General features: G+C 34.8%; 12 protein-coding genes. All 12 read left to right on the forward strand.

Going from position 1 to position 16,915, the window contains the following annotated elements:
- Positions 1-37 precede the first annotated feature (37 nt).
- The 12 genes from C8D70_RS09365 (at position 38) to lhgO (ending at position 16,910) form a co-directional block, all read left to right on the forward strand.
- Positions 38-1,267, forward strand: coding sequence for an ABC transporter permease (locus C8D70_RS09365; protein ID WP_076596293.1), 1,230 nt, complete (start codon positions 38-40; stop codon positions 1,265-1,267).
- Between the two features lie 86 nt (positions 1,268-1,353).
- Positions 1,354-2,625 carry an ABC transporter permease gene (locus tag C8D70_RS09370; RefSeq protein WP_076596292.1) on the forward strand — a complete coding sequence of 424 codons (1,272 nt, stop codon included), beginning with the start codon at positions 1,354-1,356 and terminating at the stop codon, positions 2,623-2,625.
- Between the two features lie 121 nt (positions 2,626-2,746).
- The gene (locus C8D70_RS09375; RefSeq protein WP_076596291.1) at positions 2,747-3,958 is read left to right on the forward strand and encodes an efflux RND transporter periplasmic adaptor subunit; all 1,212 of its coding nucleotides are present in this window, start codon (positions 2,747-2,749) and stop codon (positions 3,956-3,958) included.
- A gap of 153 nt (positions 3,959-4,111) precedes the next feature.
- Positions 4,112-5,638: a glycosyltransferase family 39 protein gene (locus C8D70_RS09380; RefSeq protein WP_110367134.1), complete on the forward strand. Its 1,527-nt coding sequence runs from the start codon at positions 4,112-4,114 to the stop codon at positions 5,636-5,638.
- A gap of 171 nt (positions 5,639-5,809) precedes the next feature.
- On the forward strand, positions 5,810-6,715 hold the full coding sequence (locus tag C8D70_RS09385) for an NAD(P)/FAD-dependent oxidoreductase (RefSeq protein WP_110367135.1): 906 nt from the start codon (positions 5,810-5,812) through the stop codon (positions 6,713-6,715).
- Between the two features lie 377 nt (positions 6,716-7,092).
- Positions 7,093-8,358 carry a serine hydroxymethyltransferase gene (gene glyA / locus C8D70_RS09390; RefSeq protein WP_076596610.1) on the forward strand — a complete coding sequence of 422 codons (1,266 nt, stop codon included), beginning with the start codon at positions 7,093-7,095 and terminating at the stop codon, positions 8,356-8,358.
- 57 nt (positions 8,359-8,415) lie between these two features.
- A complete protein-coding gene (locus tag C8D70_RS09395) occupies positions 8,416-8,874 on the forward strand; it encodes a regulatory protein RecX (protein ID WP_083688869.1) in 459 nt (152 codons plus the stop codon).
- 357 nt (positions 8,875-9,231) lie between these two features.
- On the forward strand, positions 9,232-11,160 hold the full coding sequence (locus C8D70_RS09400) for a polysaccharide biosynthesis protein (protein WP_110367136.1): 1,929 nt from the start codon (positions 9,232-9,234) through the stop codon (positions 11,158-11,160).
- Positions 11,161-11,199: 39 nt separating this feature from the next.
- On the forward strand, positions 11,200-12,024 hold the full coding sequence (locus tag C8D70_RS09405; protein ID WP_110367137.1) for a polysaccharide biosynthesis/export family protein: 825 nt from the start codon (positions 11,200-11,202) through the stop codon (positions 12,022-12,024).
- Positions 12,025-12,030: 6 nt separating this feature from the next.
- Positions 12,031-14,418 carry a GumC family protein gene (locus C8D70_RS09410; protein WP_110367138.1) on the forward strand — a complete coding sequence of 796 codons (2,388 nt, stop codon included), beginning with the start codon at positions 12,031-12,033 and terminating at the stop codon, positions 14,416-14,418.
- Complete coding sequence (locus C8D70_RS09415; protein WP_076596606.1) at positions 14,418-15,713, forward strand: nucleotide sugar dehydrogenase; 1,296 nt, start codon at positions 14,418-14,420, stop codon at positions 15,711-15,713. The genes C8D70_RS09410 and C8D70_RS09415 overlap by 1 nt, the downstream gene beginning before the upstream one ends.
- 6 nt (positions 15,714-15,719) lie before the next feature.
- Complete coding sequence (lhgO, locus tag C8D70_RS09420; protein ID WP_076596605.1) at positions 15,720-16,910, forward strand: L-2-hydroxyglutarate oxidase; 1,191 nt, start codon at positions 15,720-15,722, stop codon at positions 16,908-16,910.
- Positions 16,911-16,915 lie beyond the last annotated feature (5 nt).

Below are 16,915 nucleotides of genomic sequence, written 5' to 3' on the forward strand. Positions count from 1 at the left end.
AATCTTTAAATTTTTCAATCTTTAAATACCAATAAAAATGTTTGACCTAGATCGTTGGCAGGAAATATTCAGTTCTATCCGGAGCAATGTGCTCAGGACGGTACTTTCAGGGTTTACGGTAGCCCTGGGACTGTTTATTTTCATTGTACTTTTTGGAATTGGAAAAGGACTTCAGAATGCTTTCTTTGAGGGATTTGCCGGAGATGCTAAGAACCTTATTGTTATTTCAACCGGGAAAGCCACTTTAGCGTATAAAGGGTTACAGTCTGATAGAAATGTTTCAATGAATAACGCAGACTATGATTTTTTGATTAATGCGGATAAGGAAAAAACGGGTCCTTCAAGTCCCAGGTATAGCGCCAATTTAATGGTGAAATATGGGAAAGAGAGTGGTCTTTATCAGATCAATGGTGCTGAGCCGGGGGAGCAGGTTATTGAGAATAGAAAAATTATTGATGGCCGTTATCTGACATCTATGGATTTGACAAGGAAATTAAATGTGGCAGTAATCGGAAGAATGGTTCAGCGTGATTTGATCAAAAATGGAAATCCTATTGGAAAAGATCTTGATATTAATGGAACGATGTACAAGGTGATAGGAGTCTTTTCAGATGATGGAGGAGACAGAGATGAAAGACATATTACAGTTCCTATTACCACTTTGCAGCAGATGAAAAAAGGTTCTGATACTGTAAATATAGCATATATCACCTATAGTGATAAGCTGACTCCGGATCAGGCTATAAAATATGGTGATGAGCTACAAGATAAATTGAAAGCCAGAAAAAATGTTTCTCCTGATGATGAAAATGGAGTTCGTGTCTGGAATAACGCCAAAAACATGAATGATACATTTACTTTTTTGGCAGTTCTTACCGCTATTGTTGGATTTATTGGCCTGGGGACATTGCTTGCTGGAATTATCGGGATCAGTAATATCATGGTGTATATCGTGAAAGAAAGAACCAAAGAAATCGGGGTACGAAAAGCCATTGGAGCAAAACCAGCCGGAATCGTAGGTCTGATTGTTCAGGAAAGTGTTGTGATTACAGTGGTATCCGGACTTATAGGAGTAGGAATAGGTGTTTTGACATTAACCCTTATTGGTGACAATCTCGAAGAATTCTTTATTAAAAGCCCGAGTGTAGGATGGGGAGCTATTATTATGGCATTTATTGCACTGATTTTTTCAGGATTGATTGCTGGATTTGTACCCGCGTACAGAGCTTCAAGAATAAAACCTATTGAAGCACTGAGAACAGAATAATATAAACTAAAAAGCAAAAGCAGGTCTTTAGTTAAAAGGATGAATGAATTTCATAAATCATAATTTATAACTTATAATTCAAAAAGGTGAATATCATATTTAAAAAAGATACTTGGCAGGAGATTTATTATTCATTGAGGAATAATAAACTCCGAACATTTCTTACCATGATCGGCGTAGGATGGGGGATGTTTTTGTATGTAAGCCTTCTTGGAGCCGCAAAAGGAATGGAGAATGGTTTTGATAAATTATTTTCCGGTTTTGCTACCAATTCAATCTTCTTGTGGGCACAGAAAACGTCTATTCCATATGACGGTTTTCCTAAAGGAAGAGAAGTTCACCTGAACCTGGTAGATATGGATATGCTGAAAAGAAAAGTAACTGACATAGATTATATATCGCCGCAAAATGCAAGAGGAAGTTTTACCGGAACACCGGGAGAAGCAATGTCAAGAAACGGGAAAAACGGAACCTATTCGCTTACGGGAGATTATTCTGTAGGAAATAAAATATCAGAAAAGAAACTGATCTACGGGCGCTACATCAATGATGCAGATGTTTCCGGGAATAAGAATGTAGTCGTTATTGGAGAAGAAATTTATAAAAACTTCTTTGATTCCAAGAAACAAGAAAATCCAATAGGAAAATCAATCAATATTAAAGGTCTCTTCTTTAATGTCATCGGAGTTTTCCGTGTGAAAAAAGGAGGCGGCTTAGAAAATGACCAGACAGCTTTCATTCCACTTTCCACTTACACAAAAATGTATAATGCAGGAGACCAGATAGACATGTTTGCTATCGTAAGCAAGCCTAATGCTAACGTCAATTCTGTGGAAGAGGATGTGAAGCAGGTTCTAAAAACCAAAAATAAAGTTTCACCTGAAGATACCAATGCTTTCGGAAGCTTCAACCTTGGAAAAGAGTTTAAAAAACTGACTGGTTTTCTTACAGGGATGCAGTTACTGACCATTATTGTTGGGACACTGACTATTCTTGCAGGAGTAATCGCTATTTCAAATATTCTTTTGATTACGGTAAAAGAAAGAACCAAAGAAATCGGAATCAGAAGAGCATTGGGAGCAAAACCTGCTGAAGTAAGAAATCAGATTTTGTTGGAAAGTGTTGTAATCACACTCTCCTCGGGACTGTTGGGTTTTATGTTTGGAATTTTTGTACTCATGATCCTCAATGCTGTTACCCAGGGCCAGGATTCATTTCCTTTCTATAATCCGACCGTTAACTATGGAAACGTATTTGCTGCCATGGCTGTAATGGTGGTTTTGGGATTGATAATTGGGATGATTCCTGCGCAGAGAGCCGTAAAGATAAGACCTATTGAAGCATTAAGAACAGAGTAATTAATTTGAAAATGAAACAATTTGAAAATTTGAAAATGAAGACGGCCGGTTTATCAAAGTACCGGATTGATCTTTTAATTTTTAAATCATTCAATCTTTAAATAAAAAATAAACTATACATATGAAAAAGAAATTCACCTGGAAAAAAGCCATTTATATAGTGTTGGGGCTTTTATTTGCAGTGGCATTGTTCTCGGGGCTTGGCTATCTTATTAAATCTAACTCTAAAGAAAGCGAGGCTTTCCTTACCCGTAAGCCTACTATTCAGAATATGGATGATAAAGTGATGGCCACAGGAAAAATTGTTCCCAAAGAAGAAATTGAAATCAAACCCAACATTGCAGGGATTATAGATAAAATATTAGTAAAAGAAGGAGATAAGGTAGAAGTAGGACAGCTGATTGCTACCGTTAAAATTGTTCCAAGCATCTCTGAAGTAAACGCCGCCCAGCAGGAAGTTCAGAATGCGCAGATTCAGATCAGTAATGCGCAGATGAATGTAGGGAATATGCAAAGGCAGTTTGAAATACAGGACAAATTATACAAGCAAGGAGTCGCTTCTAAACAGGAGTATCTGAACTCTCAGCAGCAGTTGTACACTCAGCAGCAGACGTTGAAAAATGCTCAGCAGCAGCTGAATACCGCTCAAAAAAGATTGCAGATCGCTAAAACAGGAGCAACTCCGGAACTTAAAGGACAAGGTTTAGCTACTACAGAAATCCGTTCCAAAGCCTCAGGTACCGTACTTGAAGTTCCTGTAAAAGCAGGAAGCCAGGTGATTGAAGCCAATAACTTTAACGCAGGAACCACAATCTGTTCAGTGGCAGATTTAAATGTTTTGATTTTTAAAGGCGAAATTGATGAAGCACAGGCAGGAAAGCTAAGTGAAGGTATGGATATGAACATCGTGATCGGTGCTCTTCAGAATAAAACATTTCCGGGAAAGCTAACCATGATTGCTCCAAAAGGTAAAGATAACGCAGGAACTATTAAATTTCCCGTAGAAGGTAATGTAACTAATCCTAATAATGAGTATATTAGAGCAGGTTTTTCGGCCAATGGTGAAATTGTGTTGAGTTCTCAGAAAAATGCATTATTATTGGATGAGTCTTTAGTTCAGTATGAAAAGAAACAAGGAAAAGATGTACCTTTCGTAGAAGTAAAACAAAAAGATGGGAAGTTCAAAAAAGTATACGTGAAACTGGGAGCAAGTGATGGGATCAATGTTCAGATTCTTCCGGGATCAAATATCACAAAAGATACGGAGATTAAAGTTTGGAATCCGTCTGATAAAGACAAAGAAGAGCTTAAAGAAAAAGCAAATAAAAAATAATAAACTACACTATACACTTTTAAACTGTGAATCCTGGAGAAATTTTTTTCTCCGGGATTCTTTTTTGATATATTGATAGTATTCTAAAATAGAAAGAATGTAACAAAAAGTAAATTCAAACTGTCTTATCTTTAAATTTCAAACTATTATCCCATGAAAAAGGACTATTGGATTCTGTTTCTTTTTATCATTGCAAAGTTTGCACTCCAATACTCACTGATAAGCCCTGAGTATGAACTTCACAGAGATGAATACCTGCATCTTGATCAGGCCAATCATCTTGCCTGGGGATATCTCTCTGTTCCTCCTGTTAATTCCTGGTTGGCCTGGATGATTAAAATGTTGGGAAATTCTATTTTTTGGGTTAAATTCTTTCCAGTGCTGTTCGGAGCTTTGACAATTGTGCTGACATGGAAAGTTGTTGAAGAACTTAAAGGAGGTCTGTTTGCTAAAATTCTGGCTTCTGCAGGAATATTATTTTCAGTGCTTCTCCGGATTAATATGCTGTTCCAGCCAACCTCTCTGGAGATTTTACTCTGGCTTTCCCTTTATTACAGCCTGATCAGATATTTCAATTCTCAAAAAATAAAATGGTTGTATATAGGTGCCATCATTGTCGGAATAGGAATATTAAACAAATATAATATTGCTTTTTCATTATTAGGGCTTATTCCTGCATTACTGTTGACAAAGCAAAGGCAGATTTTTATGCAGCCTCATGTGTATTGGGCTGCTCTTTTAGCTTTAATTATTATTTTCCCCAATCTTCTTTGGCAGTACCAGAACCAGTTTCCGGTTATTCATCATATGGAAGAACTTTCTGAAAAACAATTGGTGCATGTAGATCGAATGGGTTTTATGAAATCACAGATTTTATTTTTTGTTGGAGTTATTTTTGTAACGATTGCAGGTTGGGGAGCATTACTGTTGTACAAACCTTTTGAGAAATTCAGGTTTTTCTTCTGGAGCTATATCATAACTATTAGTCTGTTTTTGTTTTTTAAAGCAAAAGATTACTACGCGATAGGGCTTTATCCGGTTTATATTGCTTTTGGTGCTGTTTTTCTCGGGCATGTGTTAGAAAAAGGATGGAAAAGGTTTTTGAAACCGGTTAGCATACTTATTCCAATACTTTTATTCCTTCCACTATATAATGTCGCCTTTCCGAATAAAAGTCCTGAATATATTGAATCTCACCAGGATCAATACAAAAAATTCGGACTGCTTCGCTGGGAAGATGGAAAAAATCATCCGCTGCCACAGGATTTTGCCGATATGCAGGGTTGGAAAGAGCTGGCTCAAAAAGTAGATAAAGAATATTTCAGGGTATCAAAAACCGGAAATACGATGGTGCTGTGTGATAATTACGGACAGGCCGGAGCTATTAATTATTATTCGAAGGCTGGCGTTACGGCCATGTCATTTCATGCGGATTACATCAATTGGATAGATGTAAACAGGAAATATAAAAATGTGATCAGAGTTAAAGATGCCCCTGAAGCAGGGAAAGAACTTGAAGAATCCGGTTCTTTTTTTGAAGTTTCAAAATTAGCTGATTCTATTACCAATCCGTATGCAAGAGAAAGAGGAACCGCAATTTTCAGTTTTCAGGGAGCAAAAACAGATATCAATAAAAGAATTCAGGACGAAATTATCGAAGTAAAAAATGAGTGGAAATAGTTTTTCAAAATTGAGAGAGAAGTGATGATTTGTTTACAAAATAAAGCTAATAGATATAAATTATTATTGCAATCTTGTTGCGTTAATTAATTTTAATTTACCTTTGCACTATCATCTATCATCTATCATCTATCATCTATCATCTATCATCTATCATCTATCAACTGAACTATGAAAAACAAAAACTTTGATGTCATTATAACAGGAGGAAGCTATTCTGGATTGTCAGCAGGAATGTCTTTAGGAAGATCTTTAAGAAATGTTCTGATTATCGATAACGGAAAACCTTGTAACATACAGACTCCGCATTCCCATAATTTTATTACTCATGATGGGAAAACACCCGCGGAAATTGCAAAGCTGGCAAAAGAAGATGTTCAAAAATACAATACAGTTCACTTTTATAACGGAACCGTAGTGAAAACACAAAAGACAACCAAAGGTTTTGTGATTGAAACTTCCTCCGGTGAAAAATTTAATGCTAAAAAACTTATTCTTGCTTCAGGAGTAAAAGATATAATGCCGGATATTCCCGGATTTGCAGAATGCTGGGGAATTTCTGTTATACACTGCCCATACTGTCATGGTTATGAAGTGAAAAACGAGGTTACCGGAATTCTTTCCAATGGAGATACGGCTTACGAATTTTCAAAACTGATTTTTAATCTGACTAAAGATCTTACCCTGTTTACCAACGGAAAGTCTTCACTTTCAAAAGAACAGATTGAAAAACTGGGTCACAATAAAATCGTTCTTAACGAAGATGAAATAAAAGAAATAAAACATGAAAACGGTTTCATTCAAAAAATAGTGTTCAAAAACGGAAAAGAACTTCCTTTACAGGCTTTGTATGCTAAAATTCCTTTTGAACAAAATATCAATGTGTCTGGTGATCTGGGTTGTGAAATGACAGAACAGGGATTTATTAAAGTAGATATGATGCAGAAAACAAACATTCCCGGAGTTTTTGCCTGTGGAGATAATGTAACCATGATGCGTTCCGTAGCCAATGCAGTTGCACAGGGAAATTTTGCAGGTGCTGTGGTGAATAAAGAACTTGCCGATGAGGAATTTTAAAGGCTTTCTTATTATAAAGTTGTTTAAACTTTATAAAACCACAAAAGTCACAAAAGGTTTCATTTTAAACCATTTTAGTCTACTTAAGTAAGTTTAAAATAAGTCTGAAGAAAAGTTCACATAAGATGAAAATCAAAGATTTTTTAAAACTTCGGTTTACTTATTATGCATAAAATCTGGTCCTAAAATACTTAAGTGTTTAAATTTTTGTGCCTTTTATGGTTAAAATAATTAATGTAAAAGTTGACACGGTTTTAATATAATATAAAAGGAGGTGTTTTTTCATTTTTTGGTGTTTAAAAATCATTTTTTCAATAGAGAAATCTCGATGAAAATTCCGTACATTTGGGGTGAAAATTTCAAAAACTAAAAGTAAAATGGATATTATTTTCGACCTGATTGAAAAGGAAAGACAAAGACAAACCCATGGTTTAGAACTTATTGCATCAGAAAACTTTGTTTCTGAAAATGTAATGAAAGCAATGGGAAGTGTACTGACAAATAAATATGCTGAAGGATATCCCGGAAAAAGATATTACGGAGGATGTGAAGTAGTAGATGAGGTTGAAACTTTAGCGATCAACAGAGCTAAAGAACTTTTCGGAGTAGATTATGTGAATGTTCAGCCGCATTCCGGTTCTCAGGCGAATGCAGCCATTTATCTTGCAGTTTTGAAACCAGGAGACAAAATCATGGGGATGGACCTTTCAATGGGAGGACACCTTACCCACGGTTCTGCAGTGAATTTCTCAGGGATTCAGTATAACGTAGTTTCTTATGGAGTTCAGCAGGAAACAGGTCTAATTGATTATGACCAAATGAGAGAAGTAGCACTGAGAGAAAAGCCAAAAATGCTTATCGCTGGTTTCTCAGCATATTCAAGAGACTTGGATTATGCTAAATTCAGAGAAGTGGCAGACGAAATAGGAGCTACTCTTTGGGCAGACATCGCTCACCCGGCTGGTTTAGTAGCAAAAGGATTGTTAAATTCTCCATTCGAACACTGTCATGTAGTAACTACTACTACTCACAAAACCCTGAGAGGACCAAGAGGAGGAATGATCATGATGGGGAAAGACTTTGAAAATACTTACGGTCACAAAACTCCAAAAGGAGAAATTAAAATGATGAGCCAGGTACTGGACGGAGCTGTATTCCCTGGTATTCAGGGAGGACCTCTTGAACACGTGATTGCCGGTAAAGCGGTAGCTTTCGGTGAAGCATTGGATGTACAGTTCGAAACCTATGCAAAACAGGTTAAAGCTAATGCTCAGGCATTATCAAAAGCAATGATAGACAGAGGATTTGATATCGTAAGCGGTGGTACAGATAATCACCTGATGCTGGTAGACCTTAGAAATAAAGGAGTAAACGGTAAAGAAACTGAAAAAGCATTAGTACTTGCTGATATTACTTGTAATAAAAACATGGTTCCTTTTGATGATAAATCACCATTTACAACATCTGGTATCAGATTGGGAACTGCGGCTATTACAACAAGAGGGTTGAAAGAAAATGATATGGACACTATTGCCGGATTAATTTCTGAGGTAGTAGACAATATCAAAAATGAAGAAGTTCTTGGATCTGTAAGAAAGAAAGTTAACGAATTAATGGAAGGTAAAGCTCTGTTCAATTACTAACGGGCATTCCAATATCATGTAAAGAATGGGCAGACTGCTCATTCTTTTTTTATTCAAATGGAAAAGAAATCTTATACTTTCGACGAAATTAAGCAGAAACTGGTTAATTATTGTGTTTATCAGGATCGCTGCCATGCCGAAGTGGAACAGAAGATGAGAGAATTTCTGCTTATTGATGAAGCAAAAGAAGAAATTATTTTATTTCTCCTGAAAGAAAATTACCTGAACGAAGAAAGATTTACCCGGAGCTACATCCGAGGCAAATTTTACATCAAACACTGGGGCAAGACCAAGATTAAAATGAATCTGAAACAGAAACAGATTTCTGAAAGGTTGATTAACTCCTGTTTTGATGAGATTGATGAATCTGATTATGAGAAAACCATCAGAAAAATTTTTGATGATTACTACACCAGGCAAACCGGCTTGAAAGAATATCAAAAAAAAACCAAAACTATAAAATATTTGATGAGTAAAGGTTTTGAGTATGAAAAAATAATTGATATTTTTGACTAAATATTAATAAATCAAAAAAACTTGACGCATGACTTTTAGGAAAAAAAACAATCAGTTCATTGAAAAAGATTGATATATAAAGATTTAATAATTCTTTTAAAGAAAAACAGTTAAATTAAAGAATTTGTATAGATAAATATCACCTTCATAAACAGTTTGTATGGTACGATTTTTGTCACTGAATTTAGCTGTACCGCAATGAAATTGTTAGACTATATAAATGAAACATCAAATTTATTTTTGATTTCAGCATATTGAAATAAATTTATTTTATTTTTGCATGATTGTATCAAAATTATCTTTGATTGGATAGTTTAGATATTATACCTTAATTAAATATGAACACCAATATAGACAATGTACAATTCTCTTAGAAAAACAATATTTGGAGGGGATAATGTTGTCAATCTCTCAGACGTAAGATATCTTCCTAGATGGATAATTCTTGTAATAGATATTATTATTCTGGTAATATCTTTATTTCTTTCTACTTACATTATCGCAAAAATTACCAAGCAGGAATTTATATATCATGACGATAAAAGCTTGATTTTTAGTTTTATTATCTTTGTGAATGCTGCTTTTATGTATGTCTTCAAGACCTATGCAGGTATTATCCGTCATTCCACATTTATAGATTTATTTAAGCTTCTGATATCCTGTTTTTGCACAATGCTGGCTATCGGAACAGTAAATATCTGTTATTTCTGGATTACAGGAAGCAAATTCATACTGACTCCTTATCTGATGCTTTATTTTGTAATTTCATTTATGGGATTATTTCTTTTCAGACTCTATGTAAAAGAATTTTTTCATATTGTAAGGGAATACAGAAGAAGTGCGCTGAAAAAAAGAATTTTGGTATTGGGAATTGATGAACAATCTATTGCCATTGCCCGTGCTATTCTTGATAATCCGAGTTTGCCTTATCAGGTAGTAGGATTTTTGACACAAAGAACAGATTCTAAAAGGGCCTCTCTACTAGGAAAGCCAATTTATGAAAAACAAAAAATAGAGGAAAATACCAAAGAAGATCTTATCATTGATGGCGTTCTTGTTGTTAAAGAAATGATGGCCAGAGATGAGATGAATTCATGGGTAAATTTATTTTTAGAGAAGGATCTTAACGTCTTTAAAGCACCTTCAGTACAAAAGCTTAGAGATAGTGATCTGGGTGGATCTATTAGAAATCTTCAAATTGAAGATCTGTTGAATAGAAAACCTATCAAAATTCAGAACGAAAAAGTTAAAAAAAGACATTTTGATAAAACAGTATTAGTAACCGGTGGAGCAGGATCCATAGGAAGTGAAATTGTAAGACAGGTTGCTCTTTTCAATCCTTCATTGATTGTCATTTTAGATCAGGCAGAAACACCGCTTTATGAAATTGAACTTGAAATGACAGAGAAATTCCCTCATATCGCTTTCAAATTTGTTTTAGGAGATGTTTCCAATCATCACAGGATGGAATCTCTTTTCCAGACTTATAATTTCTCAATGGTATATCATGCAGCTGCTTATAAGCATGTCCCTTTGGTGGAAGAAAACCCTCACGAAGCCATCTTTGTTAATATATTAGGATCAAAGATTGTTGCAAAACTATCCAGTAAATATAAAGTAAACAGATTCGTAATGGTATCTACAGATAAAGCTGTAAATCCAACCAATGTAATGGGTGCATCAAAACGAGCTGCTGAACTTTTTGTGCAGTCGCTTCAGAATGTAGAAGGTAACGTTACCAAGTTTATTACAACAAGGTTTGGAAATGTACTGGGATCCAATGGCTCTGTTATTCCTCATTTCAAAAAGCAGATTGAAGCAGGAGGACCGGTAACCATTACCCATCCGGAAATTGTAAGGTATTTCATGACGATTCCTGAAGCCTGTGAACTTGTACTTCAGGCCGGAACAATGGGTGAGGGAGGTGAAATTTTTGTTTTCGATATGGGGGAACCTGTTAAAATTATTGATCTTGCCAAAAGAATGATAAAATTATCCGGATTCGAACCTAATATTGATATTAAGATTATTTATACAGGTCTAAGACCTGGGGAGAAGTTATATGAAGAACTCTTGAGTGACGACGCAAAAACACTTCCTACTCATAATGATAAAATTATGATTTCTAAAGACCCTTCTATGGGATTTGCAGAAATAGATACGCTTACTAAAGAAATTACTAAAGCTTCTCTTAGAAGAGATAAAGTGGAAGTGGTAAGGATTCTCAAAAAAATAGTGCCGGAATTCCGAAGCAATAATTCAATCTATGAGGCCCTGGATAAATAGAAAAAATATAAATGTATATTTGCATAATTTAACAAAATAATGAAAGGAAAAATATTAGCAGTAGTTTTGGCGTCTTCATTAGTGATTTCCTGTAAAGTGAATCCTAATGCTAAGAATGATTTAAATTATATGCAGAATATAGAACAGGTTGCAATCAATGCCTCTGCTAAAAATTCAGCGAATACCATCCAGGTAGGAGATCAGTTAGTTATTCTGATCACTGCTAAAGATATGGATGTTGTAAAACCTTTTAATCAGAATTACTCTTCGTCAGAACTTATCCAGACAAATGCTGTAGCAGGAGGGAATACTCCTAACCAGGGAGCGACAATACTGTCAGGACCAACCTATATTGTAGATGCAAATGGAGATATTGATTTTCCTATATTAGGTAAACTGAATACTTCAGACAAAAGTTTAACCGCTTTTAAAGATGAGCTAAGGGAAAAAATGACGAAATATGTTATTAATCCAACAGTTAATGTGAGACTTGCCAATTTTAAAGTAACCGTTTTAGGAGAAGTAAACAGACAAGGAGATTATACTATAGCTAATGGACAAGCAACTATTTTAAATGCTTTAGGGATGGCTGGTGATCTGACTCAGTATGGAAAAAGAGATGATATTTTAATTGTAAGAACTGAAAACGGTGTCGTTTCGCATGGTCGTGTCAACATTTTGGATGGTAATCTGATTAATTCGCCATATTATAATCTTAAACAGGGTGACGCTATTATTGTTTCTTCAAGCAATACAAAGGATGTTTTAGCAAAACAAAATCCAAATACAGGCCTTTACCTGACCGCTATTTCTATTGCGGTTACAGCAGTTGCCGTAGTAGTAAGTTTATTTAATAAGAAATAACAATTGATGGATAACCAGCAAACTTCACAATTTTCAGAAGTGGAAAATAATTCAAATAAAATTAATTTTAGTGAAATAATCAAACCATATCTAAGAAGATGGCCTTGGTTTATTTTTTGTGCAATTTTAGCTTTGACAATAGGGTATTTTGCAATAAGATTTATGACACCAGTCTATTATGTAGAAACCACCTTACTTATAAAAGATTCAAAAAATTCTTCTTCAAATAACGAATTGGGTGTTCTTTCTGATTTATCAGGATTGGGAGGAATGAAAACTAATAGTATTTCAAATGAGATTGAAGTTTTGAAATCAAAAAAACTAATGAGGGATGTGGTTATCAATAAAAACCTTCAAACTAATATCATTGTTAAAGGAAAAGTAAGTAGTGTTGAGCTATACAAAGAATCTTCTCCCATTGAAGTAAAAGTTATAAATGAAAAGACCTCCAAAAAGGCAAATAATCTTATTAATATAGAATTAAAAGGAGAAGAAATTGTAATATATTATGAAGGGTTGAAAAAAGATATTGTTTCTGGTTACGGAAGAATGATAAGTCTTCCTTTTGCTAATATTATCATCACTAAAAATACAGAATATAATCCTAAAGCATCCCCAAATATTGATAAGAAAAATTTAGAATTAATCATATCATCGGTTGAAGCAAAAGTTAATGCTTTAACTAGTGCTCTTAATGTAAATTTAGCAAACAAAGAAGCTACTGTACTAAGACTTTCAATGAATTATCCCTTAATTTCAAAGGCGCAAGATATTCTCAATTCATTAGTTGTCGCTTATAATAACGATGCTATTTTGGATAAAAATCAGGAGTCCAAAAAAACATTAGATTTTATTGAAGATAGGGTAAAAAGACTTTCAGTAGAATTAGGTCAGGTTGAAAATGAAAAAGAAAGTTTTAAATCAAAAAATAATCTTACCGACCTTGAAACGGAAGCTAAAATAGATCTTGAAAGTTCTGCGGCGGCTCGTGAAAAACAATTGGAGCTTGATGCGCAGTTAGAGCTGACAAATTCCTTGATTTCTTTTATGTCAAAACAAGGACAGTATCAGGTTTTACCGATGAATATCGGATTGAATAACCCCGAAGCTGTTTCAGGGATCACTTCTTATAATCAACTAGTATTGCAAAGAGCAAGATTATTAGAATCTGCTACAACAGATAATCCTGTAGTTGTTGAGACTAGTAAACAAATAAATTCAATGCGTACTTCGGTTGTAGAGACTCTGCAAAGAAATAAGGCTGGATTAGAGCTTGCAAGAAATGAATATGTAGGAGAACAAAATAAGGTAACAGGAAAAATATCTAAAATTCCTTCTATAGAGAAAATATTTAGGGGAATAGAAAGACAGCAACAAATTAAGGAAAACTTATATTTATTACTATTAAAGAAAAGGGAAGAAACAGCTATTGCACAATCTATTACAGCCCCAAAAGCGAGAGTAATTGATGCTGCCTATGCTTTTGCAAATCCTGTTGCTCCAAAGACGCAAGCCATTTTATTTGCTTCATTATTTCTTGGATTGTTAATTCCATTCATTATTATTTATTTAAGACAACTGTTTAATAATAAGATTATTACTAAACATGATCTTGAGAAGCTAGTACATGCTCCTATTATTGCAGAATTGCCAAGTCTTGAAAAAGGAGATTCCGAGATTGTTAAAATGAATGATATTACTCCTATGGCGGAAGCATTTAGAATTCTTATTACCAATATGAATTTCATGCTTTCAAAAGAGAAAAAAGGGAAAGTAGTATTTGTTACCTCAACCGTAAAAGGTGAAGGGAAAACATTCACATCTGTGAATTTGGCTTTAACATTGGCAAACCCTAAGAAAAAAGCAATTATTATCGGATCTGATATCAGAAACCCTCAGCTTCAAAGATATAATCCTGCCAGAAAAGGACTTGCCGGGCTTACGGAGTATCTATACAATGAAGACACTAAACTTGCAGATATTATTCATGTATCATCTTTTAATCCTTACCTGGATGTAATTTATTCAGGAATGATTCCTCCGAACCCAACAGAATTGTTATCTAACGGGCGTTATGAGGTCCTTCTTAGTGAATTGAAAGAAAAATATGAATATATTATTCTGGATACTGCTCCATTGCTTCTCGTAACAGATACTTTCCTTATTGCTGAACTTTCTGATATCACGATTTATGTTTCCAGATCTAAATACACTGAAAAGGCATTATTAGAATTTGCCAATAACAATATCGATCAGAAAAAGATCAGAAATGTAGGATTTGTACTTAATGATGTAAGCAGAGAAAATTTAGGATACAGTAACAAATACGGTTATGGCTATAACCAGCATACAGAACAATCTTGGTTTCAAAAAATAAAAAATAAATTTAGTTAATGGCAACAACATATAAAATAGCGGTTATAGGCCAGGGTTATGTAGGTCTTCCTTTATCTCTTGAATTTGCAGATCACTATCCTGTTTTTGGATTTGATATCAATACACAGCGTGTTGATCAGCTTAATAACGGAAAGGATATAACGCTTGAGGCTGATGTTGATAAATTAAATAGCGGACTGAAAAAGTATAACGAATCCAATGGTTCTTTAGGTTATAAAGCAACAAGCCAGTTATCTGATATTGCTGAAGCTAATGTATTCATTGTAACAGTTCCTACCCCTATTGATAAATATAATGCTCCCGATTTGAATCCATTGATTTCTGCTTCAAAAATGTTAGGAGAAATTATCAAAAAAGGAGATATTGTTATTTATGAATCTACGGTTTTTCCCGGATGTACAGAAGAAGAATGTGTACCGGTTCTTGAGAAATATTCAGGACTTACGTTTAACGAAGATTTTTTCGTAGGCTACTCTCCGGAAAGAATTAATCCGGGAGATAAAGTAAATACGCTTACAAGCGTTAAAAAAGTAACGTCAGGTTCTACGGAAAAGATTGCCGAAGAAGTAGATCAACTGTATAAGAAAATTATTACTGCAGGAACCCATAAAGCACCTAGCATTAAAGTTGCAGAAGCCTCAAAAGCTATAGAAAATGCACAAAGAGATGTTAATATTTCTTTTGTTAACGAATTGGCTTTAATTTTCGACAGAGTAGGAATTGATACCAATGATGTATTGGAAGCTGCAGGAACAAAATATAATTTCCTTAAATATAAACCAGGATTGGTGGGAGGACATTGTATCTCCGTAGATCCTTATTACCTTGCACACAAAGCAGAACAACTCGGATATCATCCGGATGTGATCTTATCCGGAAGACGTGTAAACGATTCTATTGCAAAGTTTGTTGCTGCTAAAGTGGTGAAACTTCTTATTGCAAAAGGCGGAGTAATTAAAAATTCCAGTGCCCTTATTTTAGGAGTTACATTCAAAGAAAACTGTCCCGATGTCAGAAATACTAAAGTAGTAGATATCTACAGAGAATTGGCTGATTACGGAGTAAATGTTGATATTTATGATCCGTGGGCAAGCAAGGAAGAAGTAAAGCACGAATATGGAATTGATATTCTGGACGCTCTTGAGGAAGGGAAAAAGTATGATTCTTTAGTGATCGCAGTATCTCATAATGAGTTTCTGGAAATGGATCTGAATCAGCTTAAAAAAGAAAATGCTGTGGTTTTCGATACTAAAGCATGTTTAGACAGAAATCTGGTAGACGCAAGATTATAACTGATCATGAACTATGATATCATAATCATTGGTGCCGGTTTGGTAGGATTGGCCACAGCTTATCAGACCAAGATGAAAAATCCTGATTCTAAGATTTTAATTTTGGAAAAAGAAAACGATGTGGCCCTGCACCAATCGGGACATAACAGCGGAGTAATCCATAGCGGGATTTATTATAAACCGGGAAGCCTCAAAGCTAAAAATTGCATTGAAGGGTATAACTCAGTTATCCACTTTGCTGAGAAACACGGCATACGATATGACCTTTGCGGGAAGATCATTGTAGCTACTTCTCAGGAAGAATTACCACTTTTGGATAATATCTATAAAAGAGGAGTTGAAAACGGACTGCAGGATTTAAAATATCTTTCGAGAGAAGAATTCCGTGAAATCGAACCTCATTGTGAAGGTGTAAAAGCAATTAAAGTTCCGCAAACCGGAATTATTGATTACCCGGGAATAGCCCAAAAAATAAAAGAACTTTTTGAAGAATTAGGAGGAGAAATAAGATTTAATAATGAAGTAAAAAACATCATTGATAAAGGATCTGAAATTATTGTCAATACCAATATTTCCGAATTTAAAACCAAAAAGTTAATTTCCTGTGCAGGATTGTATTCCGATAAAATAACCAGAATGACCAACGAAAAAAACGATGTGGTCATTATTCCTTTTAGAGGAGAATATTATAAAATTAAGGATGAAAAAAAATATCTGGTAAAGCATCTTATCTATCCTGTACCTGATCCTAATTTTCCGTTTCTTGGAGTTCACTTTACCAGAATGATTGATGGTAATATAGAAGCAGGTCCTAATGCAGTGCTGGCTTTTAAAAAAGAAGGATACCATTTTTTCGACTTCAATTTTAGCGAAACCATGCAAACCATGCTATGGCCAGGGTTTAGAAAAATTGTAGCGAAATACGGAAAAACCGGAATGGGAGAAATGCACCGTTCACTTTCCAAGTCCGCATTTACAAAAGCCCTTCAGAAACTTTTACCGGAAATACAGGAAAACGATCTTGTTACAGGTGGTTCAGGTGTAAGAGCTCAGGCTTGCGACAGAAACGGAGGATTGATTGATGATTTTGATATCGTGAAAAATGGAAACATTATCCATGTTAGAAATGCTCCTTCTCCGGCTGCCACTTCGTGCCTTTCCATAGGAAATAAAATAAGTGAGCTTATCATGAATTAAAAAAT

The organism is Chryseobacterium sp. CBTAP 102 (assembly GCF_003201365.1).
In the GTDB taxonomy this organism is placed as follows: domain Bacteria; phylum Bacteroidota; class Bacteroidia; order Flavobacteriales; family Weeksellaceae; genus Chryseobacterium; species Chryseobacterium candidae.

Coding starts and splice junctions, on each gene's coding strand:
- C8D70_RS09400 (WP_110367136.1), top strand. CDS start 9,232: ATGTACAATTCTCTTAGAAAAACAATATTTGGAGGGGATAATGTTGTC.
- C8D70_RS09380 (WP_110367134.1), top strand. CDS start 4,112: ATGAAAAAGGACTATTGGATTCTGTTTCTTTTTATCATTGCAAAGTTT.
- C8D70_RS09405 (WP_110367137.1), top strand. CDS start 11,200: ATGAAAGGAAAAATATTAGCAGTAGTTTTGGCGTCTTCATTAGTGATT.
- lhgO (WP_076596605.1), top strand. CDS start 15,720: ATGAACTATGATATCATAATCATTGGTGCCGGTTTGGTAGGATTGGCC.
- glyA (WP_076596610.1), top strand. CDS start 7,093: ATGGATATTATTTTCGACCTGATTGAAAAGGAAAGACAAAGACAAACC.
- C8D70_RS09415 (WP_076596606.1), top strand. CDS start 14,418: ATGGCAACAACATATAAAATAGCGGTTATAGGCCAGGGTTATGTAGGT.
- C8D70_RS09375 (WP_076596291.1), top strand. CDS start 2,747: ATGAAAAAGAAATTCACCTGGAAAAAAGCCATTTATATAGTGTTGGGG.
- C8D70_RS09395 (WP_083688869.1), top strand. CDS start 8,416: ATGGAAAAGAAATCTTATACTTTCGACGAAATTAAGCAGAAACTGGTT.
- C8D70_RS09385 (WP_110367135.1), top strand. CDS start 5,810: ATGAAAAACAAAAACTTTGATGTCATTATAACAGGAGGAAGCTATTCT.
- C8D70_RS09365 (WP_076596293.1), top strand. CDS start 38: ATGTTTGACCTAGATCGTTGGCAGGAAATATTCAGTTCTATCCGGAGC.
- C8D70_RS09410 (WP_110367138.1), top strand. CDS start 12,031: ATGGATAACCAGCAAACTTCACAATTTTCAGAAGTGGAAAATAATTCA.